The organism is Leifsonia aquatica H1aii (assembly GCF_000633535.1).
Taxonomy (GTDB): Bacteria; Actinomycetota; Actinomycetes; order Actinomycetales; family Microbacteriaceae; genus Leifsonia; species Leifsonia aquatica_A.
The window spans coordinates 378,957-402,403 of sequence record NZ_AYMR01000007.1; the positions used below are offsets into that span (position 1 = coordinate 378,957).

Annotated in this window: 20 protein-coding genes and 1 tRNA gene; 13 read left to right on the forward strand and 8 right to left on the reverse strand. The window is 71.5% G+C overall.

The genetic code is table 11. From position 1 onward, the window contains the following. Nucleotides 1–42 precede the first annotated feature (42 nt). Nucleotides 43–798, reverse strand: coding sequence for a DUF1295 domain-containing protein (locus U870_RS0107420; protein ID WP_025156775.1), 756 nt, complete (start codon nt 796–798; stop codon nt 43–45). Between the two features lie 290 nt (nt 799–1,088). Between U870_RS0107420 and U870_RS0107425 the strand changes: the two genes are divergently transcribed. Beyond that, nucleotides 1,089–2,675 (forward strand): ABC-F family ATP-binding cassette domain-containing protein, encoded by a 1,587-nt coding sequence (locus U870_RS0107425; RefSeq protein ID WP_025156776.1) that lies wholly within the window; start codon nt 1,089–1,091, stop codon nt 2,673–2,675. A gap of 77 nt (nt 2,676–2,752) precedes the next feature. Here U870_RS0107425 and U870_RS0107430 read toward each other — a convergent pair. Continuing rightward, a tRNA-Val gene (locus tag U870_RS0107430) sits at nt 2,753–2,825 on the reverse strand. A 40-nt stretch (nt 2,826–2,865) separates the two neighbouring features. Further along, a complete protein-coding gene (locus U870_RS0107435; protein ID WP_025156777.1) occupies nt 2,866–3,339 on the reverse strand; it encodes a peroxiredoxin in 474 nt (157 codons plus the stop codon). Between the two features lie 224 nt (nt 3,340–3,563). Between U870_RS0107435 and aceE the strand changes: the two genes are divergently transcribed. From aceE to U870_RS0107465, 6 genes are all read left to right on the forward strand, one after another. Continuing rightward, nucleotides 3,564–6,290 carry a pyruvate dehydrogenase (acetyl-transferring), homodimeric type gene (gene aceE, locus U870_RS0107440; protein ID WP_025156778.1) on the forward strand — a complete coding sequence of 909 codons (2,727 nt, stop codon included), beginning with the start codon at nt 3,564–3,566 and terminating at the stop codon, nt 6,288–6,290. An 8-nt stretch (nt 6,291–6,298) separates the two neighbouring features. Next, nucleotides 6,299–7,507: a PucR family transcriptional regulator gene (locus U870_RS0107445; protein WP_025156779.1), complete on the forward strand. Its 1,209-nt coding sequence runs from the start codon at nt 6,299–6,301 to the stop codon at nt 7,505–7,507. A gap of 84 nt (nt 7,508–7,591) precedes the next feature. Beyond that, a complete protein-coding gene (locus U870_RS0107450) occupies nt 7,592–8,512 on the forward strand; it encodes an ACP S-malonyltransferase (RefSeq protein ID WP_025156780.1) in 921 nt (306 codons plus the stop codon). Nucleotides 8,513–8,522: 10 nt separating this feature from the next. After that, nucleotides 8,523–9,527, forward strand: a complete 1,005-nt coding sequence (locus U870_RS0107455) for a beta-ketoacyl-ACP synthase III (protein ID WP_025156781.1) — start codon at nt 8,523–8,525, stop codon at nt 9,525–9,527. Between the two features lie 55 nt (nt 9,528–9,582). Beyond that, nucleotides 9,583–9,834: an acyl carrier protein gene (locus U870_RS0107460; protein ID WP_021765217.1), complete on the forward strand. Its 252-nt coding sequence runs from the start codon at nt 9,583–9,585 to the stop codon at nt 9,832–9,834. A gap of 111 nt (nt 9,835–9,945) precedes the next feature. Next, nucleotides 9,946–11,181: a beta-ketoacyl-[acyl-carrier-protein] synthase family protein gene (locus U870_RS0107465; RefSeq protein WP_025156782.1), complete on the forward strand. Its 1,236-nt coding sequence runs from the start codon at nt 9,946–9,948 to the stop codon at nt 11,179–11,181. 111 nt (nt 11,182–11,292) lie between these two features. Here the strand turns inward: U870_RS0107465 and U870_RS0107470 are convergent, their stop codons facing one another. Beyond that, complete coding sequence (locus U870_RS0107470) at nt 11,293–11,796, reverse strand: DUF3145 domain-containing protein (RefSeq protein WP_025156783.1); 504 nt, start codon at nt 11,794–11,796, stop codon at nt 11,293–11,295. A gap of 188 nt (nt 11,797–11,984) precedes the next feature. Between U870_RS0107470 and U870_RS0107475 the strand changes: the two genes are divergently transcribed. Then, nucleotides 11,985–12,551, forward strand: a complete 567-nt coding sequence (locus U870_RS0107475; RefSeq protein ID WP_029947334.1) for a PadR family transcriptional regulator — start codon at nt 11,985–11,987, stop codon at nt 12,549–12,551. Nucleotides 12,552–12,562: 11 nt separating this feature from the next. On the opposite strand, the gene U870_RS0107480 is transcribed toward U870_RS0107475, so the two are convergent. Together U870_RS0107480 and U870_RS0107485 are read right to left on the reverse strand one after the other, a co-directional pair. Further along, a complete protein-coding gene (locus tag U870_RS0107480) occupies nt 12,563–13,405 on the reverse strand; it encodes a DUF1684 domain-containing protein (RefSeq protein ID WP_025156784.1) in 843 nt (280 codons plus the stop codon). Between the two features lie 80 nt (nt 13,406–13,485). Beyond that, nucleotides 13,486–15,192: a bifunctional 3'-5' exonuclease/DNA polymerase gene (locus U870_RS0107485; protein WP_025156785.1), complete on the reverse strand. Its 1,707-nt coding sequence runs from the start codon at nt 15,190–15,192 to the stop codon at nt 13,486–13,488. 109 nt (nt 15,193–15,301) lie between these two features. On the opposite strand from U870_RS0107485, the gene U870_RS0107490 reads away from it, so the two are divergent. Beyond that, a complete protein-coding gene (locus tag U870_RS0107490) occupies nt 15,302–15,637 on the forward strand; it encodes a hypothetical protein (RefSeq protein ID WP_025156786.1) in 336 nt (111 codons plus the stop codon). 33 nt (nt 15,638–15,670) lie between these two features. Here U870_RS0107490 and U870_RS0107495 read toward each other — a convergent pair whose 3' ends face one another. Further along, on the reverse strand, nt 15,671–16,129 hold the full coding sequence (locus U870_RS0107495) for an NUDIX hydrolase (RefSeq protein ID WP_025156787.1): 459 nt from the start codon (nt 16,127–16,129) through the stop codon (nt 15,671–15,673). Between the two features lie 50 nt (nt 16,130–16,179). On the opposite strand from U870_RS0107495, the gene U870_RS0107500 reads away from it, so the two are divergent. The 4 genes from U870_RS0107500 (at nt 16,180) to U870_RS0107515 (ending at nt 22,403) form a co-directional block, all read left to right on the forward strand. After that, complete coding sequence (locus tag U870_RS0107500) at nt 16,180–16,659, forward strand: NUDIX domain-containing protein (RefSeq protein ID WP_025156788.1); 480 nt, start codon at nt 16,180–16,182, stop codon at nt 16,657–16,659. A gap of 70 nt (nt 16,660–16,729) precedes the next feature. Then, on the forward strand, nt 16,730–17,092 hold the full coding sequence (locus U870_RS0107505) for a hypothetical protein (protein WP_025156789.1): 363 nt from the start codon (nt 16,730–16,732) through the stop codon (nt 17,090–17,092). A gap of 44 nt (nt 17,093–17,136) precedes the next feature. Beyond that, nucleotides 17,137–21,090, forward strand: a complete 3,954-nt coding sequence (locus U870_RS0107510) for a Pls/PosA family non-ribosomal peptide synthetase (protein WP_025156790.1) — start codon at nt 17,137–17,139, stop codon at nt 21,088–21,090. Next, on the forward strand, nt 21,087–22,403 hold the full coding sequence (locus U870_RS0107515; protein ID WP_025156791.1) for a M1 family metallopeptidase: 1,317 nt from the start codon (nt 21,087–21,089) through the stop codon (nt 22,401–22,403). The genes U870_RS0107510 and U870_RS0107515 overlap by 4 nt, the downstream gene beginning before the upstream one ends. Before the next feature lie 46 nt (nt 22,404–22,449). Here U870_RS0107515 and U870_RS0107520 read toward each other — a convergent pair whose 3' ends face one another. Beyond that, a complete protein-coding gene (locus U870_RS0107520) occupies nt 22,450–23,427 on the reverse strand; it encodes a zinc-binding dehydrogenase (RefSeq protein ID WP_025156792.1) in 978 nt (325 codons plus the stop codon). Nucleotides 23,428–23,447 lie beyond the last annotated feature (20 nt).

Genomic DNA, 23,447 nt, shown 5'->3' on the forward strand with positions numbered 1-23,447 from the left:
GCGGCCACACTATGTGGGGCCACCGTCATCCGCGTCGACCGGTCAGAGTACGAACGGCAGCAGCGCGCGGCGCTCGGCGGGGTAGTCCGGGAACGTGGTCCGGTACCAACGGTGGTTCGCCATGGCCCGCGGCGCGAGATTGGCGATCGTGTAGAGCGCGAACGACGCCCCCGCCAGCGACCAGGTGGCGATCGCCCACCCCGTCCATTCCACGATCTCCCCCAGGTAGTTGGGGCTCGACACCCACCGGAAGCCCCCGCCCTGCGGGACGCGGTAGCCGCGCGAGCCGTCGCCGCGCAGCCGGCGCAGGATCCGGTCGGACGAGAGGTTGAGCGCGTAGCCGGTCGCGAACAGCACCGCACCGATCCAGAATCGCGGGTCGGCGAGCCACGCCACCGGATATGAGCCGTACTCCGAGATCCACCGGGCGTTGACCCAGGCGTTCAGCAGGTTGAACAGGACGGCCAGGAGCATCACGGCGACCGGCATCCGCGACCCCGAGCGCATCAGGAACGGGTAGACGAACGCGCGCTGCACGTAGTGCGCCTGCCAGAGCAGCAGGAAGAGCAGCGGGACCAGCTGCCCGCGATGCTCCCCGAGCAGGTAGAACACCAGGAAGAGGATCGACGCCGGGCTCTCCATCACCACCCAGCCGACACGCGCCGGCACGGTCGGCCCCCACCCGGCGCGACCGTGGCGGCCGCCGTACGGAGCGACGACGAAGCAGAGGGCGAGGAAGGTCAGCAGCGCGAGCGCGAGCTCGGCGTAGACGAACCAGCGGTACGCTCCCTCGGGCATGCGGCGAGTCTACTCAGGCCGTCCGGCATCGTTCGGGCGCGGCCGGGGCGGGCTGTTAGGCTCGCAGTCATGGAGATCGAGGTCGACAGACTGTAGCCACCGCATGGCGGTGGCTCCCACGCGCGGGCGGGCTGCTCCCGCGCCTGCGTCCGTCCCGCCGTCGTGCGGGTCGCCACCTGTCATCCGGAACCCGCGCGCCTCCCTGTCCACGGCCATCGGCCGTCCCGGAGACGCGTGTCCCTCGACCCTCCGTCCGCGCACGCCCGCGGGCCGCGCAGAGAGATCTCCTCGTGTCCACGAAACCATCCATCACCCTGCACGATGTCGTCTTCGACTGGCCCGACGGTGCGACCGCACTGGCGGGGATCGACGGCACCTTCTCCCCCGGCCGCACCGGCCTGGTCGGCCGCAACGGCGCCGGGAAGTCCACGCTCCTGCGGCTCATCGCCGGTCTGCTCTCCCCCACCTCCGGCCGCATCGACACGGTCGGCGACGTCGGGTACCTGCCCCAGACGCTCACCCTGGACGGCGGCAGCACCGTCGCCGCTCTGCTGGGGATCGATGCCGTCCTCGCCGCGATCGCCGCGATCGAGGGAGGCGATCCCGATCCGCGGCATTTCGACACCATCGGCGACGAATGGGACGTCGAGGCGCGCGCCGACGAGGCGCTGCACCGCATCGGGTTCTCGGCCGCCGATCTGGGCCGTCGCGTCAGCGCCGTGTCCGGCGGTCAGGCGATGCTGATCGCCCTCACCGGCCTGCGGCTCGCCCGCACCCCCATCACCCTGCTTGACGAGCCCACGAACAACCTGGACCGGCCGACGCGGGCACTGCTCGCCGAGCTGGTCGACGAGTGGCCGGGCACGCTCGTCGTCGTGAGCCACGACCTCGACCTGCTGGAGCGGATGGACACCACGACCGAACTCCACGCGGGCCGGCTGACGTCGTTCGGCGGACCCTACAGCGCGTGGAAGGAGCAGCAGGAGAACGCGCAGGCGGCCGCGGTGCAGGCCGCACGCTCCGCGCAGCAGACGCTGAAGGTCGAGAAGCGTCAGCGGGCGGAGGCGGACGTGAAGCTCGCGCGCCGGGAACGCACCGGCGCCAAGACGCAGCGCGTCGGCGGCATCCCGAAGATCCTGGCCGGCGCGCGCGCGAACGCAGCGCAGAACTCGGCAGGGGCGCTGCGCGGGACCCTCGACGACAAGGTGCGTGCCGCCCAGGCCGCGGTCGACGCCGCCGACGCCCGGGTGCGCGAGGACGAGCACATCCACCTCGTCCTGCCGGACCCGGACGTGCCCCGGGGTCGACGCGTGGCGGAGTTCCGCAGCGGCGATCGCAGCATCGTGATCCAGGGGCCGGAGCGGGTGGCGCTCGTCGGCCCCAATGGTGCGGGCAAGTCGACGCTCGTCGGCCGGCTCCTCGGCGATCCGGCGGCACCGGCCGGCCCTGTCGAGGCGGTGCTGCTGACCGACCGGGTCGGCTACCTGCCGCAACGCCTGGACGGGCTCGACGAGGAGGCCGGCGCGCTCGACAACGTGCGCGATGTGGCGCCGCGCGCGGCTCCCGGTGACATCCGGAACCAGCTCGCGCGACTGCTGCTGCGCGGGGGTGCTCCCGATCGGCCGGTGCGGACGCTCTCCGGTGGCGAGCGCTTCCGGGTCGCCCTCGCACGGCTCCTTCTCGCGGACCCGCCGGCGCAGCTGCTCGTGCTCGACGAACCCACCAACAACCTGGACGTCGCGAGCGTCGAGCAGCTCGCCGAAGCGCTTGACGCCTACCGCGGGGCGCTGCTGGTGGTGAGCCACGACGAGCGCTTCCTCGCCCGGATCGGCATCGACACGACGCTCGCGCTCGACGCCTCCGGCCACCTCACCTGACGCGAGATTCGTGCCGAATGTGGTGTTTGCGAAGGCTATTCACGACATTCGGCACGAATGTCGGACGGGGAAACGGGTGGGCCCTGCCGGGATCGAACCGACGACATCCACGGTGTAAACGTGGCGCTCTACCAGCTGAGCTAAAGGCCCGTGTGCCGCACCAGCTTAGTGGGACGGCGGCAGGCCGCTGTCAGCCCACGTGGACCGGCAGCTCCTCGAGCGCGGCGCGGTACGCGTCGAGCGAGCGAGCCTCGCCGGGGGCGGTGATGAAGGAGGCGCGGATGATCCCGGACTCGTCGATCAGGAAGGTCGCGCGGTTGGCGAAGCCCTTCTCGGCGAGGAAGACGCCGTACTCCTTCGCGATCTCGCCGTGCGGCCAGAAGTCGGCCAGCAGGCTGAAGTCGTAGCCCTCCTGTTCGGCCCAGGCGCGCAGCGTGAACTTGGAGTCGACGGAGATCGCCAGCAGCTCGACACGGTGGTCGTCGAAGAGCGCGAGGTTGTCGCGCAGGGCGCACAGCTCACCGGTGCAGGTGCCCGAGAAGGCGAGCGGGAAGAAGACGAGCGCCACCGCCTTGCGTCCGCGGAAGTCGGAGAGGCGCACGGACTGGCCATGCTGGTTCGGCAGCTCGAAGTCGGGTGCCTGGGTGTCGTTCTCCAGAGCCATGGGGTGTGGGTCGTCCTTTCCTCGCCGCGTCGCCCTCGCACGGAGCGGAGGATCCCGCGGGCGCACGAGGAGACAGCATAGACCGGCAGGCTCCGAGTGCCAAGAGCGCGGTCACCGGGAGGGTCGGAGTGCGGCTAGGCTGAACGATGGTGCCCGCTCGTTGTCGTGAACCGACAGGGATGCGAGCCGTCCACGATCCATCCGACACAAGAAAGAGGTCGAGGGTGACTGTAAACGACCAGGACCCGTACTCGGTGAACAACATCGACTCGGACCCGGAGGAGACCGCCGAATGGCAGGAATCCCTCGACGCACTGGTTGCGGCTCACGGCCACGAGCGTGCTCGTGAGATCATGCTGAGCCTGCTCAAGCGCTCCAAAGAACTGCACCTCGGTGTTCCGATGGTCCCCACCACGGACTACATCAACACCATCTCCCCCGAGAACGAGCCGGAGTTCCCCGGCGACGAGGAGATCGAGCGTCGCTATCGGCGCTGGATCCGCTGGAACGCGGCCGTCCTCGTCCACCGTGCGCAGCGGCCCGGCATCGCCGTCGGCGGCCACATCTCGACCTACGCGTCGAGCGCGGCGCTCTACGAGGTCGGGTTCAACCACTTCTTCCGCGGCCAGGACCACCCGGGCGGCGGAGACCAGATCTTCATCCAGGGCCACGCCTCCCCCGGCACCTATGCCCGTGCGTTCCTCGAGGGGCGCCTCAGCGGCGACCAGCTCGACGGCTTCCGTCAGGAGAAGTCGCACGCCGGAGGCGGCCTGTCGTCGTACCCGCACCCGCGGCTCATGCCGGACTTCTGGCAGTTCCCGACGGTCTCGATGGGCCTCGGCCCGATCAACGCCATCTACCAGGCCCAGCTCAACAAGTACATCACCAACCGCGGCATCAAGGACGCCTCCGACCAGCACGTCTGGGCGTTCCTCGGCGACGGCGAGATGGACGAGGTCGAGTCGCGCGGCCAGCTGCAGGTCGCGGCGAACGAGAAGCTCGACAACCTGACCTTCGTCATCAACGCGAACCTCCAGCGCCTCGACGGCCCGGTGCGCGGCAACGGCAAGATCATCCAGGAGCTGGAGAGCTACTTCCGCGGCGCGGGCTGGAACGTCATCAAGGTCATCTGGGGACGCGAGTGGGACGACCTGCTCGCCCGGGACGCCGACGGCGCGCTGGTCAACCTGATGAACCAGACGCCCGACGGCGACTACCAGACGTACAAGACCGAGAACGGCGCCTACGTGCGCGAGAACTTCTTCGGACGCGACCCGCGCACCCTCAAGCTCGTCGAGGACTACACCGACGATCAGGTCTGGGGCCTCAAGCGCGGCGGCCACGACTACCGCAAGGTCTATGCGGCCTTCAAGGCGGCCGTCGAGCACAAGGGCCAGCCCACCGTCATCATCGCCAAGACCATCAAGGGCTACGGCCTCGGTCCGAGCTTCGAGGGCCGCAACGCGACCCACCAGATGAAGAAGATGACGCTCGACAACCTGAAGACGTTCCGCGACGCGATGCGCATCCCGGTGACGGACGCGCAGCTCGAGGAGAACCCGTACCTTCCCCCGTATTACAACCCGGGGCCGCAGGACGAGGCGATCGAGTACCTGCACGACCGCCGTCGTGCGCTCGGCGGCTACCTGCCGGAGCGCCGGTCGAAGTACACGCAGCTGAATCTGCCGGACGACTCCGCGTACGCGATCTCCAAGAAGGGCTCCGGCACGCAGGAGATCGCCACGACCATGGCGTTCGTCCGCCTGCTGAAGGACCTGCTGCGATCGAAGGACTTCGGCCACCGCATCGTCCCGATCATCCCGGACGAGGCGCGCACCTTCGGCATGGACGCGTTCTTCCCGAACGCGAAGATCTACAACCCGAACGGCCAGCACTACACGTCGGTCGACCGCGAGCTGCTCCTGGCCTACAAGGAGAGCCCGCAGGGCCAGATCATCCACGTCGGCATCAACGAGGCGGGCGCCCTGGCGGCGTTCACCAACGTCGGCACGTCGTACGCGACGCAGGGCGAGCCGCTCATCCCGGTCTACGTCTTCTACTCGATGTTCGGGTTCCAGCGCACCGGCGACGCGATCTGGGCGGCGGGCGATCAGATGGCCCGCGGCTTCATGATCGGCGCCACCGCCGGCCGCACCACCCTCACGGGTGAGGGTCTGCAGCACGCCGACGGCCACTCGCTGCTGCTGTCGTCGACCAACCCGGCCGTGCTCTCGTACGACCCGGCGTACGGCTACGAGATCGGGCACATCGTGCGCGCGGGCCTCGAGCGGATGTACGGCGGCTCGCACCCGACGCCGAACGTCATGTACTACCTGACGGTCTACAACGAGCCGATCGTGCAGCCGGCCGAGCCCGAGGGCGTGGATGTGGACGGGATCGTCCGCGGCATCCACAAGCTCAGCACGTCCGACGTCGCCGGCCCCAAGGCCCAGCTGCTCGCCTCCGGCGTCTCGGTGCCGTGGGCGCTGGAGGCTCAGCACCTGCTCGCGCAGGACTGGGGCGTGTCGGCCGACGTGTGGAGCGTCACCTCGTGGGGCGAGCTGCGCCGCGACGGCCTGGAGGCGGAGGAGCACAACTTCCTCTACCCGCAGCAGGAGAAGCAGGTGCCGTACGTCACCCGGAAGCTGCAGGACTCCGAGGGCCCGTTCGTCGCCGTCACCGACTACATGCACGCCGTGCCGGATCAGATCCGGCAGTTCGTGCCCGGTGAGTTCGCCACGCTCGGCGCCGACGGCTTCGGCTTCTCGGACACCCGCGCGGCCGCCCGCCGGTTCTTCAAGATCGACGGACCGTCGCTGGTCGTCCGCACCCTCGAGCTGCTCGCGGCCCGAGGGCAGGTGGACCCGAACGCGCCGGCCTGGGCGATCGAGAAGTACCTGCTGCACGACGTGAACGCCGGGACCACCGGCTCCGCGGGCGGCGAGTCCTGACGACTCCCGTGCCGAGTTCAGTCGAGAGGACCAAGGCCGAGACGCTTGCGTGGTTGCGCAAGATCTCGGGCGAGCTCGCCACGACCACGCTCAAGCGGCTCGAGGACACGCTCCCCTGGTATCGCGACATGCCGCCCGGCCGCCGTAGTGCGGTCGGGCTGGTCGCGCAGGCCGGCATCTCGTCGTTCATCTCCTGGTTCGACGACCCGCGCTCGACCCCCTGGATCGCGGCCGACGTCTTCGGGGCGGCTCCTCGTGAGCTGCTCCGGAGCGTCAGCCTGCAGCAGACCCTGCAGCTCATCAAGATCACCGTGGAGGTGGTCGAAGAGCGTGTGAAGGTCGGCGGCGGGGAGGCGTTGCGGGAGGCCATCCTGCTGTACTCGCGCGAGATCGCCTTCGCGGCGGCCGACGTGTACGCCCGCGCGGCGGAGGCGCGCGGCCTGTGGGACGCCCGCCTGGAGGCCCTCGTGGTCGACAGCATCCTCACCGGTGAGTACGACGACGAGCTGCCGAGCCGGATCGCCGCGCTCGGCTGGCATGGGCACGGCGAGGTCAGCGTGCTGGTCGGGACCGCACCCCGGATGCTCGACGTCGACCAGCTGCGGCGCACCGCCCGGCACATGTCCGCGGACGTGCTGATCGGCGTGCAGGGCAGCCGTCTGGTGCTGGTGATCGGCCGCGCGTGGCCGAGCGACAGTGTGCCGGAGGACGCGATCGGTGCGACTCCGGCCGTGAGCTTCCTCGAGATCGCGCAGCAGCTCGAGCCGGAGTTCGGCGCCGGGCACCTGGTGCTCGGCCACGAGGTCGCCAGCCTGGTGGACGCGTCCAAGAGCGCGAAGGCGGCCCTGGCCGGCTTCGCCGTCGCGAAGGCCTGGCGCAACTGCCCGCGCCCGGTGCACGCCGACGATCTGCTCCCCGAGCGCGCGCTCGCCGGGGACGGGCTCGCCCGCGCCACGCTCATCAGCCGGATCTATCGCCCGCTGCAGGCCTACTCCGCCGAGCTTCTGACCACGCTGTGGTGCTATCTGGACAACGGTCGCTCGCTCGAGGCGACCGCGCGGGAGCTGTTCGTGCATCCGAACACGGTGCGCTACCGGCTCAAGCGGGTCTCCGAGGTGATCGGGTGGGACGCGACCGGGGCGAGGGAGGCCCTCATCCTCCAGGCTGCGCTGATCGTCGGCTCGATCAACGAGCCTGAGGCGTCGCGCCGCAGCTGATTTGTAGACTTCCACAAAGCTTCTTTCGATACTTTGTATCCATTCGATACATCCGCGCGGCGGAAGATTGGCAGACTGAGTCAAGTGATTGTGATCGTGTGCCCGGGACAGGGCTCCCAGACCCCCGGCTTCCTCGACCCCTGGTTGACGGAGTCGGCGTTCCGCGACCAGCTCACCGGCATCTCCGACGCGGTCGGCATCGATCTCGTCGCGCACGGGACGGTGAGCGATGCGGACACCATCCGCGACACCGCGGTCGCGCAGCCGCTCATCGTCTCCGCCGGGCTGCTGACGCTCTCGGCGCTGCTGGGCGACGGCCGCCGCGAGAAGATCGGCGGCATCGCCGGTCACTCGGTGGGCGAGCTCACGGCTGCGGCCGGTGCGGGCGTCCTGAGCGAGACGGATGCGGTCGCGTTCGTGCGTGAACGCGGAACGGCGATGGCCCGAGCGGCCGCCGAGACCCCCACCGGGATGAGCGCCGTGATCGGCGCCGACGAGGCGGAGCTGCTCGCGCAGCTCGAGACGCTCGGCCTCTCCCCCGCCAACTACAACGGCGGCGGCCAGATCGTCGTGGCCGGCGCCCTGGACGCGCTGGCGGCGCTCGGCGAGAACCCGCCCGCCCGCGCCCGGGTCATCCCGCTGCAGGTCGCCGGCGCCTTCCACACCCGCTACATGGCGCCGGCCGTGCCGGTGCTGGAGCAGTTCGCGGCCACACTGACCACCGCGGACCCGACGCTGCCGCTGTGGACCAACAAGGACGGCTCCCGGGTCGCCGACGGTGCCCAGTTCCTGCGCCTCCTCGTCGGCCAGGTCTCCTCGCCCGTGCGGTGGGACCTCACCATGCAGTCGTTCCAGGAGGCCGGCGTCACCGGCATCATCGAGGTCGCCCCCGCCGGCGCCCTCGTCGGGCTCGCCAAGCGCGGGCTCAAGGGCGTGCCGAGCGTCGCCATCAAGACGCCGGAGGACCTGCCCGCCGCGTTCGACCTCATCGACCAGGCCGCCTAGGAGGACCCGGATGACCCACCCCACCCTGCAGCAGTCCCACGGCCCGCAGTACACCCGCATCCTCTCGATCGGGGCTGCGCGCGGCGATCTGGTCGTCCCCAACGACGACCTGGTCGGTCCGATCAACTCCTCCGACGAGTGGATCCGCCAGCGCACCGGCATCGTGACCCGCACGCGCGCCAGTCACGACATCGACGCGGTCGACCTCGCCACGGAGGCCTCGAAGGAGGCCATCGCGAAGTCGGGCGTCGACCCGCAGCTGATCGACGCCGTCATCGTCGCGACCATCTCGAACTCGCGGCAGACCCCGTCTCTGGCCGCGGTCCTCGCCGACCGCGTCGGCGCCAACCCGGCCGCCGCCTATGACATGAACGCCGCCTGCGCCGGCTACGCGTACGGCATCGCCCAGGCCGACGCGCTGATCCGCACCGGCGTGGCCCACTACGCCCTCGTCGTCGGCGCGGAGAAGCTCTCCGACGTCGTCGACCCGACCGACCGCACCATCTCGTTCCTGCTGGGCGACGGCGCCGGCGCCGTCGTCGTCGGGCCGAGCGAGTTCCCCGGCATCTCGAAGACCATCTGGGGCTCCGACGGGTCGAAGGCCGACGCCGTCGGGATGTCGAACACGCTCACCGAGTTCCGCGACGGCGAGCAGCCCTGGCCGACCCTCCGCCAGGAGGGCCAGACCGTCTTCCGGTGGGCGGTGTGGGAGATGGCGAAGGTCGCCAAGGAGGCGCTCGACGCCGCCGGCGTCACGCCCGACCAGCTCGGCGCCTTCATCCCGCACCAGGCGAACATGCGGATCGTGGACGAGTTCGCCAAGCAGCTGAAGCTGCCCGACACCGTCGCGATCGCCCGCGACATCGAGACGACGGGGAACACCTCCGCCGCCTCCATCCCCCTCGCGACGCACCGGCTCCTCCAGGAGCACCCGGAGCTGTCCGGCGGCCTCGCGCTGCAGATCGGCTTCGGTGCCGGTCTGGTCTTCGGCGCGCAGGTCGTCGTGCTGCCGTAGGCGCTGCCCTAGACTGATCAACGGTCAAAACGACACCCCTCAAGGAGATAACACCATGGCATTGTCCACCGAAGAAGTTCTTGCCGGCCTGGCCGAGCTCATCAACGACGAGACCGGCATCGCGACCGACACGGTCGAGCTGGACAAGTCGTTCACGGACGACCTCGACATCGACTCCATCTCGATGATGACCATCGTGGTCAACGCCGAGGACAAGTTCGACGTCAAGATCCCCGACGAGGAGGTCAAGAACCTCAAGACGGTCGGCGACGCGGTCGAGTTCATCGTCAAGGCGCAGGACGCCTAGGCCCCGCAAGAATCGTTCTCCGCGCGGGCGGCGCGCCGATCGGCCGCCGCCCGCGCGAGTGCTCGCGCCTGTACGCGGGCCTCATGTACCGAACTACGGAGAGTTGTCGTTATGACCAAGAAGATCGTCGTCACCGGCGTGGGCGCATCCTCCCCGCTCGGTGGCACCGCCCCGGAGAGCTGGCAGGGCCTGCTCGCCGGCGAGTCCGGCGCCCGCGCGCTCGAGCACGAGTGGGTCGCGAAGTACGAGCTGCCCGTCACCTTCGCCGCCGAGGCCAAGGTCCGACCGGACACCGTGCTGGAGCGCCCCGTCGCCAAGCGCCTCGACCCGTCGAGCCAGCTCGCCCTCGTCTCCGCGATGGAGGCATGGGCCGACGCCGGCTCGCCCGAGGTCGTCCCCGAGCGCCTCGGCGTCGACTACGCGACCGGCATCGGCGGCGTGTGGACGCTCCTGGACGCGTGGGACACCCTGCGCGAGCGCGGACCGCGCCGCGTCCTCCCCATGACCGTTCCGATGCTGATGCCGAACGCCGCATCGGCCGCGATCTCGATGCACTTCGAGGCCCGCGCCTTCGCGCGCACGGTGGCCTCCGCCTGCGCGTCGAGCACCGAGTCGCTCGTCAACGCCTACGAGCACCTGCAGGCCGGCCTCGCCGACATCGTCATCGCCGGCGGCAGCGAGTCCGCCATCCACCCCATCACGATCGCCTCCTTCTCGTCCATGCAGGCCCTCTCGCGCCGCAACGACGACCCGGCGACCGCCTCCCGCCCCTACAGCGTCGACCGTGACGGCTTCGTGATGGGCGAGGGCGCCGGCGCGCTGGTGCTGGAGACCGAGGAGCACGCGCTCGCCCGCGGTGCGCGGATCTACGCCGAGGTCGTGGGCGGCGGCGTGACCGCCGACTCGTATCACATCACCGCGAACGACCCCGAGGGCCGCGGCGCGAGCCGGGCCGTGCGGCTCGCCCTGGAGCAGGCGGGCGCCTCGCCCGACGAGGTGACCCACATCAACGCGCACGCGACCAGCACCCCGGTCGGCGACCCCGCCGAGTACGTCGCGCTCCGCGAGGTGTTCGGCGACCGCGTGCACAGCATCCCCGTGTCGGCCACGAAGGCCTCGACCGGGCACCTGCTGGGCGGCACCGGCGCGCTGGAGGCCGTGTTCACGATCTTCGCGATGCGCGACCGCGTCGCGCCGCCCACGATCAACCTGACCGAGCAGGACCCGGCGATCCCGCTGCAGGTCTCCGGAACGGCGCAGCCGCTCGGCGACGGCCCGCAGCTCGCGATCAGCAACTCGTTCGGCTTCGGCGGCCACAACGCCGTCGTCGCGTTCCGCTCCGTCTGACGCCCGCTCGGCAGCGGGAAAGGCCCCGGTCCGCTGGACCGGGGCCTTTCCCGTCTCACCGCGTGCGGGCGGCCGGAGCCGGGCCCGCCGCGGGATCCTCGTCGCGCTCGGTCAACCGACCTTATGCAGCCAGATGACCGACGTGTCGTCGTGGGCGTGGCGGAACGGCTCCAGCTCGTCGTCCCACGCCTGGCCGAGCGCCAGCCGCAGCTCGCGGTGCAGTTCGAGCGCGTTGCCGCCGGCGACCTCCATCGCGTACCGGATGCGGTCCTCGGGCACCACCATGTTGCCGGCGGTGTCGGTCTGCGCGAAGAAGACGCCGAGGTCCGGAGTGTGCATCCAGCGGCCGCCGTCGGTGCCGAGTCCGGCGTCCTCGGTGACCTCGTAGCGCAGGTGCTCCCACCCGCGCAGGGCGGTGGCGAGCCGCGCCCCGGTGCCCTGCGGGCCGTCCCAGAAGAACTCGGCGCGCTGCGCGCCCCTCAGTACGGGCTGCGTCTCCCAGGTGAAGTTGACGGCGCGACCGAGAGCGCGACCCGCCGCCCACTCGATGTGGGGACAGAGCGCGCCAGGCGAGGAGTGCACGTAGAGCACTCCTCGAGATGCGTGAGCCGACATGGTTTCCTCCGATCGCTTGGTGCGTCTTCCCCAACGACCAACGAACGGTGTGCCATGACTGCGTATGAAGTTCTCGGACCCGACGGGTCACCGCTCCCGATTATGCCGGACAACGCGCCGGAGTTACAAGATTGTGATTCGGCGATTCGCTCGTGCCGCGCGGCGCCCTGCGGAATAGCATACCGAGTATGTCCGTTCAGAATGGTTTCCTCGCCGTGCTGACCCAGGGTGCGGCGTACGGCTCGCAGCTCCAGAACGAGTTCCTGACCCGCGCGGCGCACCGCCGGCAGCTGAACGCCGGACAGGTGTATTCCACCCTCGACCGGATGACCGACCAGGGGCTGATCGCCCCCGCCGGAACCACGGAGGACGGCCTCCCGCTCTACGCCCTCACCGCCGAGGGCGTGGCACAGGCGCGTCGTTGGCTGAGCGTGGGACCGACGGATGCGGAGCCCGACTGGGACGAGATGCAGGACCAGGTGCTGGTCGCGGCCTCCATCTCCGGCGCCGATCCGCTCGCCCTCGTCGCCGACTATCGCGCTGCGTACACGGAACGGATCCGGGCGCTGACCCACGACGCCGACTCGCGTGCCGTCCTGGCGGCCAACCGGGCGGCCGAGCTCGGGGCGGACGCCGCGATCGAGTGGCTCGACGAGGTCGCCGCCGCCCTTGCGGCACACCCGGACGTGCTCGTGCGGCCACGCTCCCCCGAGCGCCCGCGACGCGGCCGCCGCCCGGCGACCGAGCCGGCCTGAGCGCACGCCGCTCAGTGCAGCAGCGCGCCCTCGGTGTTCAGCACGTTCTTCTCTCCGGCCTCGATCGGCACGGCGAAGCGGTTCTGCGCCGGCGGGAGCGGGCAGTTGAAGTTGTAGCTGAACGCGCAGGGTGGCAGCACGGCGAGGTTGAAGTCCAGGGTCACCGTGCCGTCCTCGTTCGGCACGACGAACAGGAAGCGGCCGACCGAGTAGGTGCTGTCGCCGTTGGTGCTGTCGGCGAAGACGAGCTGCAGGGCGCGGCCCGCCTTGAACGCGGCGAGGTTGTAGTCGACACCGTCCTTCGAGAAGGTGATCTCTCCGGGGATGACCATCTCGCGGGTCTTGCCGTCGTCCTTGAGGTGCTCGAAGCCGACGGACTTGCCGCCCTCGATCGGAGTGAAGGCCGCCTGGATGATCCACTCGCGCGAGAACGGGAAGGCGTCGATGGAGCCGAAGTCGCGGATGGCCTCCGACTCGGCGTCCCAGACCCGCAGGGCGTAGTCGCCCTCCTCGCTCGCGATGACGAATCCGGTGACCGTGTCGCTGAAGACCACGGCGCTCGGGTTCTGGTCGTCCTTGCCGCGCACGATCGCCTCGCCGTCGACCAGGACCCCGTCGACCGTGACGCCGTCAGCGGCCGTCGCGGTGACCTTCAGACCGGACCGGCCCGCCGGGAGCGGCGACCAGAGACCGGGCACGCCCCACACGCTCTGCGGTGTGCCGGGGTCGCCCGTGATCCACTGCGTGTTCACGAGCGCCAGGTTGCCCTGAGGGGCGGTGACGGCCTGCGCGCGGCGCTGGCGGTACCGCGCGAGGACGTCGTCGGGGTTCGTGGGTGCGGCGGTGTCAGTCATGGTCTCCATCCTCGGTCAGGTCGTTGGAGTCAACCAGCACCGACACCCGTGAATTCCGTCCGGGAGGAGCAGGACCGGTCTCATTTCGCCTCGGCGTAGCTGTCCACGATCGCGCACGTGACCGGGAACTCGACCGGGAAGGCTCCGAAGAGCAGGGTGCCCGCCTGGCGGGCGGCCGCGCCCACCGCCTCGGCGGCGCGCTCGGCGAGCTCGGCCGGGGCGTGGACGATCACCTCGTCGTGGAGGAAGTACACCAGGTGTGCGGAGTCGGCCAGCGGCCGATCGGGCGTCAGCGCGGTCAGCCGGTTGCGCAGCTCCGCCATCCAGCACAGCGCCCACTCCGCGGCACTCGCCTGCACGACGAAGTTGCGGGTGAAGCGGCCCCAATCACGGGCCTGGGAGCGCGCGCGGCGCTCGTCGGCGGCCGTCGAGTCGTCGGCGGACGCGGCGGACTGCGCGCTGTGCCAGGCGCTCCCGGGCAGCGGCGAGCTGCGACCGAGCCGGGAGGTCACGACCGCACCGCGCTCCCCGGCGCGCGCGGCCTCTTCGACCAGGCGCACCGCGCGCGGGAACGCCCGCGTGAGACGCGGCATCAGCCGCCCGCTCTCCCCCATCGTCGCCCCGTACATCGCGCCGAGCATCGCGACCTTCGCATGGGCGCGCTCGTCGACGGCACCGGAGGCGACGATGCCCGCGTAGAGGTCCTTGCCGCGGCCCGCCTCGGCCATCGCGCGGTCGCCGGCGAGCCCGGTCAGGATGCGGGGCTCCAGCTGGGCCGCATCCGCCACCACGAGCTTCCAACCAGGGTCGGCGACGACCGCGCCGCGCACCTGCTTGGGCAGTTGCAGCGCGCCGCCGCCGCGTGTCGCCCACCGACCGGTGACGACGCCGCCGGGGACGTAGTCGGGCCGGAACCGCCCCTCGTGCACCCAGCTCTCCAGCCACGTCCAGCCGTTCGCGGTGAGGAGGCGCGAGAGCTTCTTGTAGCGCAGGAGTGGTTCGATCACGGGGTGGTCGAGCTCGCGCAGCTCCCAGGAGCTGGTCGAGGTGACCAGCAGCCCCGCCCGCTGCAGCGCCTTCAGGAGCGCCGGCGGGCTGTCGGGGTTGAGATCGGGCGCGTCGAGCTCGACACGCACGCGCCCGGCCAGCTCCTCCAGCACGGCCGGCCGGCCGTAGGCGGGACGGGGACCGAGGAGCCCGGTGAGCAGTCGGTCGTGCCGCTCGGCGCTGTACGGCAGTCCGGCGAAGCGCATCTCCGCCGCGATGAGCGCGCCCGCCGACTCGGCGGCGAGCAGCAGGCGCAGGCGGCCGGGATCGGCGCTCCCGGCGACCGCCTCCTGCTGTGCGGCGAACTCGGCCGCGGCGGACGGGGCGTCCTGCTCGTCGTTGCCGTCGAGATCGAAGAGGGCCGTGTGCGCGGCCTCGGGTAGCTCGTCGAGCACGATCGCGGCATCCCACGGGCCGAGCGGCGCGGTCGCCAGCGCGGATCCGGCCGAGAGCACGGAATTGCGCAGGATCGCGTGTGAGAGCTGCAGGTCGACACAGCGTTCGATGCGCACGCCCGCGGCCAGGAGACCGGGGTACCAGCTGCGGGTGTCGCTCCACACCCAGCGCGGCCGGTCCTCTCCGCCCTCGAGACGCCGGACGAAGGCCGGGAGCTCGGCGGCGGCGAGCACCTGCTCCCCCGGCGCGGCCTCCCCCGGCGCCCGCCCGCCCGCTGCGCCCGTCGCTTCGACCACGGTCGCCACGACCGTGGCGGCGTCGCGGCGCTCGAGGAGGATGTGCACCCCTCCATTGTCCGCGCTGCCGGCGACATCCCCGCGCGTCGCTTGCAGCCGGAGTCGATGCTGAGGATAATTCAACGGACGACGATGCCGACCCGAAAGGCGATCGACGATGACCGTATATCTGCACGACAGTCAGGGAGTCTGGATAGCGTTCCGGAGCGACCCGCACGGACGCTACCTGTTCAACCCGGACGGCGACTGGATCGGCTGGTTCCCGTGGGACGACGATGTGGTCGTGACCCCCGCGGGCTCCTATCTGGGAACCGTGCGCGGCGACCGGCTCTTCACCGAGAGCGACCACCGGTACCGCGGCGACCCCGGGTACCCGGGCGCGCCGTCCTATCCGGGCCAGGCCGCGTATCCCGGAGCCGGATCCTTCGTGAGCCTCCCCGGAGGCTGCGAGGACGTCCCGGGCGCCCTGCTCTGGCCGCGCATCGCCTCCTGACCGTCGCGCCCGGTCGCCGCGCCGAGACCGGGCTCAGTCCGACAGCGCCGATAGGCGGGAGCGGAGTTCGGGCCAGGAGTCGCCGAACCCGGGGTGGAGCGGGAGTTCGGCGACGGCGTCGACCGGCACCCAGCGCAGTTCGATGCTCTCGACGTCGGCCATGTGGGCGTCGAACGGCCGCAGCGCCTGGGCGACCACCGTGGTGTACGACCAGAAGCCCAGATCGAGCACGCTCTCGAACAGCACCTGCACCGCATCGGGCGGCACCGACGCCTCCTCAGCCGCCTCGCGCAGTGCGCCTTCGACCGCCGTCTCGCCCTCGTGCCGAGCACCGCCAGGCAGGCCCCACGTGCCGCCGAAGTGGCTCCAGTCGGCACGGTGCTGCAGCAGGATGCCGCGGCGCAGATCATGCACGAGCAGCCCGGCCGCGCCGTAGCGCCCCCAGAACCGCTCGCCGTTCGGACCTTCGACCCACGCGTCACCCGAGTTCACGCTTCCACGTTAGCCGTCCTGCCCGCGGTACGCGGTCGTAGGGTGCTCCTATGACCGTCCGCAGCGCCGCCCTCCTGCTCCACCGCACCGTCCCGTCCGACGGCGGAACCACGCTGGAGGTGTGGATCGCGCACATGGGCGGCCCGTACTGGGCCCGCAAAGACCAGGGGGCCTGGACCCTGCCCAAGGGGCTGGTGGAGGACGGCGATCCCGACGAGCTCGCCGCCGCGCGTCGGGAGTTTGCCGAGGAGATCGGCGTCCCCGCGCCGGAGGCGGACTACCGGCCGCTCGGCGACTTCCGCGCCGCGGGGAAGACGTTCGTCGTGTTCGCGGCCGACGCCCCCGGGTTCGAGCCGGCGTCGGTGGTCAGCAACACGTTCGAGCTGGAATGGCCCCCGCGCTCCGGCCGGATGCAGAGCTTCCCCGAGGTCGACGCCGCACGCTGGGCCCCCATCGACACGGCGCGTCTACTGCTCGCGAAGGGCCAACGGCCGATTCTCGACGCCCTGACCACCGGACTTTCGGAATAGGGAGCGCACATGGGTCCCCGATGGACGTATGGTGAGCGCGACGAGCTGACGACCACGCCGAGGAGGAGCCGTGAGCACGAAGAAAGCGGAGAAGGACGCCGAGCGGGCGCTGGTGGCGGCGCGCGCGGCGGTCGACGAGGCGCAGCGCGCCGTGAAGAAGCTGGACAAGCGGTCGAAGAAGGAGGCGGACGAACTCGCCGCCGCTCTCGAACAGGCCGCGAAGGACGCCAAGAAGGCCGTCAAGCGGGTCGAGAAGACCGCGCGGACCGCCGCCGAGCACGCCCAGGCCGTCACGGCCGAGGCCACGCCGGTCGCGTCGTCCACGGGCATCCCCACCTTCCACGGCCTGCGCGACCGGGCGAAGGCCCAGGGCATCCAGGGCTACTCCCGGATGAACAAGGCGCAGCTGCTGCACGCGCTCGGCGAGGGGTGACCCGTTCACCTACCGGTAACCGTCTCGGCTTAGCGTGAAACCCCGTGACTGAGCCCGACGGAACACCCGCGCCCGGACTGCTGCTGCGCTCGGCCGACGCCCCCGCCCCGCGCACCCTCGTGGACATCCTGCGCGAGACCGTCGCGCGCCACCCGGAGGCGTCCGCGATCGAGGACGCCCGCGGTGCGCTGAGCTATCGCGAGCTCCTGGCCATCGTGCTCGCCGGTGCGGAGCGGCTGCGGCTCGCGGGTGTGCGCCCCGGCGACCGCGTCGGTGTGCGGATGACCTCCGGCACACGGGAGCTCTACCTGGCGATCCTCTCCGTGCTCGCCGCGCGGGCGGCCTACGTGCCCGTGGACGCGGACGACCCGCAGGAGCGGGCGGACCTGGTGTTCGGCGAAGCGGCCGTGCGCGGGGTGATCGGCGATGCGGGCTACCGTCCCGCGTCGGCCGGCGGCGAGGACACCGCCCTGTTCGGTGCGGCAGCCCCGCATCCCAGCACCTCGGCCGTCCCGATCGTCGACCCTCCGGTGCCGGAGGACGACGCCTGGATCATCTTCACCTCCGGCTCGACCGGGACGCCGAAGGGCGTGGCCGTGCGGCACCGCTCCGCGGCGGCGTTCGTGGACGCGGAGGCGCGCATCTTCCTGCGCGACGAGCCGCTCGGCGCCCAGGACCGCGTGCTGGCCGGGCTCTCGGTCGCGTTCGACGCCTCGTGCGAGGAGATGTGGCTCGCGTGGGGCCACGGCGCCTGCCTGGTCCCCGCGCCGCGCTCGCTGGTGCGGACCGGGATGGACCTCGGCCCCTGGCTGGAGGCGCACCGGATCACCGTCGTCTCGACCGTGCCGACGCTCGCGGCCCTCTGGCCGCCGGAGGCGCTCGACAATGTCCGCCTGCTGATCTTCGGCGGCGAGTCCTGCCCGCCCGAGCTGGTCAACCGGCTGGCGGTGGAGGGGCGCGAGGTCTGGAACACCTACGGGCCGACCGAGGCGACGGTGGTCGCCTGCGGCACCGCGCTGACCGCCGGGGAACCCGTCCGCATCGGGCTCCCGCTCGATGGCTGGGATCTCGCCGTGGTGGACACCGACGGACGCCCGGTGGGCGACGGCGAGAGCGGGGAGCTCGTGATCGGCGGCGTCGGACTCGCCCGTTACCTCGACCCGGCGAAGGACGCCGAGAAGTACGCGCCGATGCCGACGCTGGGGTGGGAGCGCGCCTACCGCAGCGGCGACCTCGTGCGCTTCGACCGGGACGGCCTGTTCTACCAGGGCCGTGCGGACGACCAGGTGAAGGTCGGCGGCCGGCGTATCGAGCTCGGCGAGGTGGAGGCGGCGCTGCAGGCGTTGCCCGGCGTCTCGGGTGCCGCCGCGGCGGTGCGGAAGAGCGCCGCGGGCAACGACATCCTCGTCGGCTATCTCGCCGTCCCGGAGCGCGAGGCGTTCGACCGCTCCGCGTCCCTCGCCCAGCTGCGGGAGGAGCTGCCCGCCGCCCTGGTGCCCCTGCTCGCCGTGGTCGACGAGCTCCCGGTGCGCACCTCCGGGAAGGTCGATCGCGCGGCGTTGCCCTGGCCGCTCGACGCCGACGACGACGGGCTGTCGGCGACGACCGACGACCCGGTGGCCGAACGGCTCGCCGCCGATTGGCGCAGCGTGCTGGGACTGCCCGTCACCGGCCCCGATGACAACTTCTTCGACCTCGGCGGCGGCTCGCTGGCCGCCGCGCAGCTGGTGTCCCTGGTGCGCCGGCGCCACCCGGACATCAGCGTGGCGGACATCTACGCGCACCCCCGGTTCGGAGCGATGACGCAGGCCCTGGCCGAGAGCTCCCCCTCCCCCTCCGCGGCCTCGACCCATGTGGTCCCCCGCACCCCACGCCGGATGCAGGTGCTGCAGACCGTCCTCGGCCTGCCGCTGTTCATCCTGAACGGGATGCGCTGGCTGGTCTACCTGCTGACGGCCTCGGCGATCCTCCGGCCGTTCGGCGGCTTCGATGCGCTGCCCGAGGTCGACCTGGTCTGGCTGATCGTGGGACTGGTCGTGTTCGTCACGCCGTGGGGCCGCATGGCGATCTCGGTGGTCGCGGCCCGGCTGCTGCTCGCCGGGGTCGCGCCGGGCGACTACCCGCGCGGAGGCGGCGTGCACCTGCGGCTCTGGCTGGCGGAGCAGGTCGCCCACCAGGTGGGCGCCGCGAGCCTCGCCGGTGCGCCGTGGATCAGTTACTACGCCCGCGCGCTCGGCGCGACGATCGGACCGGGAGTGGACCTCCACACGCTTCCGCCGGTGACGGGGATGCTGCGGATCGGTGCGGGCGCCTCCATCGAGCCGGAAGTGGACCTGGCCGGGTACTGGATCGACGGCGACCTGGTGCGCATCGGCGAGGTGCGCATCGGTGCCGGCAGCTCGGTCGGTGCGCGCAGCTCGCTGATGCCCGGCGCCAAGGTCGGCCGGAACGCCAGCGTGGCCCCGGGCTCCGCCGTGTTCGGGCGCGTCCCGGCCGGCCAGCGCTGGGCCGGCTCCCCCGCCGTGCGGGTCGGCCGGTCGCACGAGTGGTGGCCCGAGGTGCGACCGCAGCGCCGCACCCGATGGGTGTTCGCGTACGCCGCCGCGTCCCTCGCGGTGTCCCTCGTCCCCGTCATCGGCTTCGCCGTCGGCGGACTGGTGCTCGCCGCCGCGGTGCGAGGCGCCTCCGGGCTCGGGGACGCCGCCGGTCGCGCCTTCGCCGCGCTCGTCCCCGGGACGCTGGTCGCCGGGATCGTGCTCGCCGGGCTGGTCGTCGTCCTGGTGCGCCTCCTGGGGCTCGGCGTGACGGAGGGCGTGCACCCGGTGCGCAGCCGGATCGGCTGGCAGGTATGGTCGATCGAGCGGCTGCTGGACCTCTCGCGCACGGTGCTGTTCCCGCTGTACGCCAGCCTGTTCACCCCGGTCTGGCTGCGGTTGCTGGGCGCGCGGGTCGGTCGCGACGTCGAGGCGTCGACCGTGCTGCTGCTCCCGTCGATGACGCAGATCCGCGACGGCGCCTTCCTGGCGGACGACACGCTCGTCGCCTCGTACGAGCTCGGCGGCGGCTACGTGCGGGTCGCCCGGGTGGAGATCGGCGAGCGTGCGTTCCTCGGCAACTCCGGTATGGCGGGAGCGGGCAACCGCGTGCCGCGCGACGGCCTGGTCGCTGTGCTGTCGTTCGCACCGCGCAAGGCGAAGGCGGGCTCGTCGTGGCTGGGCTCGCCGCCGGTCCGGCTCCGCCGCCAGACCCAGGAGGCGGACCTCTCGCGGACCTACGCCCCCTCGGCCGGCCTGCGGGTCGCGCGGGCGACCTGGGAGCTGCTGAGGATCATCCCGGTGTTCGTCACCTGCGCGATCGGGCTGGGCGTGCTCCTCGTGCTCGCGCTCGCCCTCCAGGACTGGGGCGTCGGCTGGGCGATCCTGATCAGCGGGCCCGTGCTCCTGGCGGCGGGAGCCGTCGCCGCCGCGATCAGCACGGCCGCGAAGTGGATCCTGATCGGTCGCCTGCGTGCCGGTGAGCACCCGCTGTGGTCGTCCTTCGTCTGGCGCAGCGAGGTCTCCGACACCTTCACCGAGATGGTGGCCGCGCCGTGGTTCGCCTGGTCCGCGGCCGGGACGCCCGCGCTGGTGTGGTGGCTGCGCAGTCTCGGTGCCCGGATCGGTCACGGCGTCTGGATCGACAGCTACTGGCTCCCGGAGGCGGATCTGGTCGAACTGGGCGACGCGACGACCGTGAACCGGGGTTGCGTCGTGCAGACGCACCTGTTCCATGATCGAATCATGAGCATGGACACGGTCACGATCGAACGCGGAGGCACGCTCGGCCCGCACAGCGTCATCCTCCCCGCCGCCGCGATCGGGGCCGATGCGACGGTCGGGCCGGCCTCCCTCGTGATGCGCGGCGAGAGCGTGCCCGACGGCAGCCGGTGGAGCGGCAACCCGATCGGTCCCTGGCGCGAGGTCGTGGTCCGCGAGTACCAGAAGCGGGCGGCCCGATGATCGGCGCGCCCGTCGAGACGGCCGCGCACAGCTACCTCCCCCGATCCGGGACGGACGACTACGCCGTGCTGCGCTACGACCTGACCCTCGACTACCGGGTGGCGACCAACCGGTTGGATGCGACCGCCGTGATCACCGGACGGGCCAACACGGTGCTGACCGCGATCGTGCTCGACCTCGTCCATCTGCGCGCCAAGAAGGTGCGCCTCGCGGGCGAGAAGCGCACCAAGCACACGCAGAACGCCACGCACCTGCGGATCTCCCCCGGCACGCCGATCGCCGCGGGCGCGGAGTTCACGGTCGAGATCGCCTACGACGGGTCCCCGACCCCGCGGCGCACGCGCTGGGGGACGCTGGGCTGGGAGGAGCTGACGGACGGCGTGATCGTCGCGTCGCAGCCCTCCGGGGCGCCGACCTGGTTCCCGTGCAACGACCGTCCCTCCGACAAGGCCGCCTACCGCATCCGCGTCACCACCGAGCAGGCCTACACCGTGCTCGCAACCGGGGAACTGGTCGAGCACCGGGTCGCCGCGGGCCGCGGCAGCTGGCTGTTCGAGCGGGACGAGCCGACCGCGACCTACCTCGCCGCCGTGCAGATCGGCCGCTACGCGCTGGAGCCCCGCCGCTCGGGCGGCGTGGAGGTGGTGCTCGCCTACCCGCCCGCGCTGACCAAGCGGGTGCTGGCCGACTTCGCGCCGCTCGGGCGGATGCTGGAGTGCTTCCAGGAGCGGTTCGGGCCGTATCCGTTCCCGTCGTACACCGTGGTCGTGACCGAGGACCCGCTGGAGATCCCGCTGGAGTCGCAGGCGATGGCGACCTTCGGCGAATCCCACGTGGACGGCCGGGGCGGCTCGGAACGTCTGATCGCCCACGAGCTGGCCCACCAGTGGTTCGGCAACAGCGTCGGGCTCGCCGGCTGGCGGGACATCTGGTTGAACGAAGGATTCGCCTGCTACGCGGAATGGATCTGGTCGGAGTCCTCCGGGGGTCCGTCGGCGAACACGCTCGCTCGCACCCACCACGCGCTGCTCCGTATGAAGCCGCACGACCTCGTCCTGGCGGATCCGGGGCCGGACACCATGTTCGACGACCGGGTCTACAAGCGCGGCGCCTGCACCCTGCACGCCCTGCGCAACCGGATCGGCGACGACCGCTTCTTCTCTCTCCTGCGCGACTGGAGCGCGGCGTACCAATTCGGCACCGTGGACACCGCGGAGTTCGAGACGTTCGCCGCCGGATACGCCGACGAACCGCTCGACGACTTCTTCGACGCCTGGCTGCGCGGGACCCGGCTGCCGTCGCTCTCCGCCTGAAGCGTCGGCCCGGAGGGCGACCGGTCGCCGACCGGGCCGCGTACGCCTACGGCTTCAGCAGTACCTTGCCGACCCGGCCCTGGCGGTCGCTGGCGTGCACGGCGTCGTGGATGTCGTCCAGCACGTACACCCCGGCGACCGGAAGGGTGATCCCGCCGGAGACGGCGGCCGTGATCAGCTCGCCGAACAGCGCGTTGCGCTTGTCGGCGGGCATGGCGGCGCTCACCTTGCTGCCCCAGAACCCCTTCACGGTGGCCTGCTTGAAGATGACGTCGCCCGACGAGATCGACATCGTGTCGGAGGCCATCGCACCGAAAGAGACGAGCGTGCCGCCCTCGACGAGCAGGTGCAGCAGGTCGCCGCTGGACTCGCCGCCCACGGAGTCGACGGCGGCCGCGATCGGAGCGCCACCGGTGAGATCGGCGACGTGGCTGCGCCAATCGTCGTGACCGGTCGCGACCACGTTGCCGATGCCCGCCTCGGCGAGCACCTTCACGTCGGCCTCCCGCCGCACCAGCCCGATGACGTTGACGCCCCGCGTGGCGGCGAACTGGGCGAGCAGGCGGCCGACGGCTCCGTTCGCGGCGTTCTGGATGATCCAGTCGCCCGCCTCGACCTCGAGGAAGTCGAGCAGGCTGAGCGCGCTGAACGGCATCGCCACGAGCTGGGCGGCCGTCTCGTCGCTCAGGGCGTCGGGCACGGGGATGAGTCCCGCGGCCTTCGCCACGAAGTACTCGCTCCACACGCCGAAGGTGCCTCCGGTGACGACGCGCTGGCCCACCGCCGGCGATTCGACGCCCTCGCCGAGCGCGTCCACGATGCCGACGGCCTCGGTCCCCGCCTGGGCGGGCAGCTCCGGCTTGTAGCCGTAGGTGCCGCGGGCGGTCCAGAGATCGTGGTTGTGGATGGGCGAGAGCACGGTCCGGACGCGGACCTGCCCGGGCCCCGGTTCCGGGAGCGGTCGCTCCTCCACACCCAGGACCCGGGCAGGGTCACCGAATTCGTGCTGGACGAGAGCGCGCATGGAAGCTCCTTGGCTCGGAG

What these genes read in the sequence shown, in the direction of transcription:
- U870_RS0107420 (WP_025156775.1), bottom strand. Translation starts at nt 798, where the DNA reads ATGCCCGAGGGAGCGTACCGCTGGTTCGTCTACGCCGAGCTCGCGCTC.
- U870_RS0107435 (WP_025156777.1), bottom strand. Translation starts at nt 3,339, where the DNA reads ATGGCTCTGGAGAACGACACCCAGGCACCCGACTTCGAGCTGCCGAAC.
- U870_RS0107455 (WP_025156781.1), top strand. Translation starts at nt 8,523, where the DNA reads ATGACCCACCCCACCCTGCAGCAGTCCCACGGCCCGCAGTACACCCGC.
- U870_RS0107460 (WP_021765217.1), top strand. Translation starts at nt 9,583, where the DNA reads ATGGCATTGTCCACCGAAGAAGTTCTTGCCGGCCTGGCCGAGCTCATC.
- U870_RS0107465 (WP_025156782.1), top strand. Translation starts at nt 9,946, where the DNA reads ATGACCAAGAAGATCGTCGTCACCGGCGTGGGCGCATCCTCCCCGCTC.
- U870_RS0107470 (WP_025156783.1), bottom strand. Translation starts at nt 11,796, where the DNA reads ATGTCGGCTCACGCATCTCGAGGAGTGCTCTACGTGCACTCCTCGCCT.
- U870_RS0107475 (WP_029947334.1), top strand. Translation starts at nt 11,985, where the DNA reads ATGTCCGTTCAGAATGGTTTCCTCGCCGTGCTGACCCAGGGTGCGGCG.
- U870_RS0107480 (WP_025156784.1), bottom strand. Translation starts at nt 13,405, where the DNA reads ATGACTGACACCGCCGCACCCACGAACCCCGACGACGTCCTCGCGCGG.
- U870_RS0107490 (WP_025156786.1), top strand. Translation starts at nt 15,302, where the DNA reads ATGACCGTATATCTGCACGACAGTCAGGGAGTCTGGATAGCGTTCCGG.
- U870_RS0107500 (WP_025156788.1), top strand. Translation starts at nt 16,180, where the DNA reads ATGACCGTCCGCAGCGCCGCCCTCCTGCTCCACCGCACCGTCCCGTCC.
- U870_RS0107515 (WP_025156791.1), top strand. Translation starts at nt 21,087, where the DNA reads ATGATCGGCGCGCCCGTCGAGACGGCCGCGCACAGCTACCTCCCCCGA.
- U870_RS0107520 (WP_025156792.1), bottom strand. Translation starts at nt 23,427, where the DNA reads ATGCGCGCTCTCGTCCAGCACGAATTCGGTGACCCTGCCCGGGTCCTG.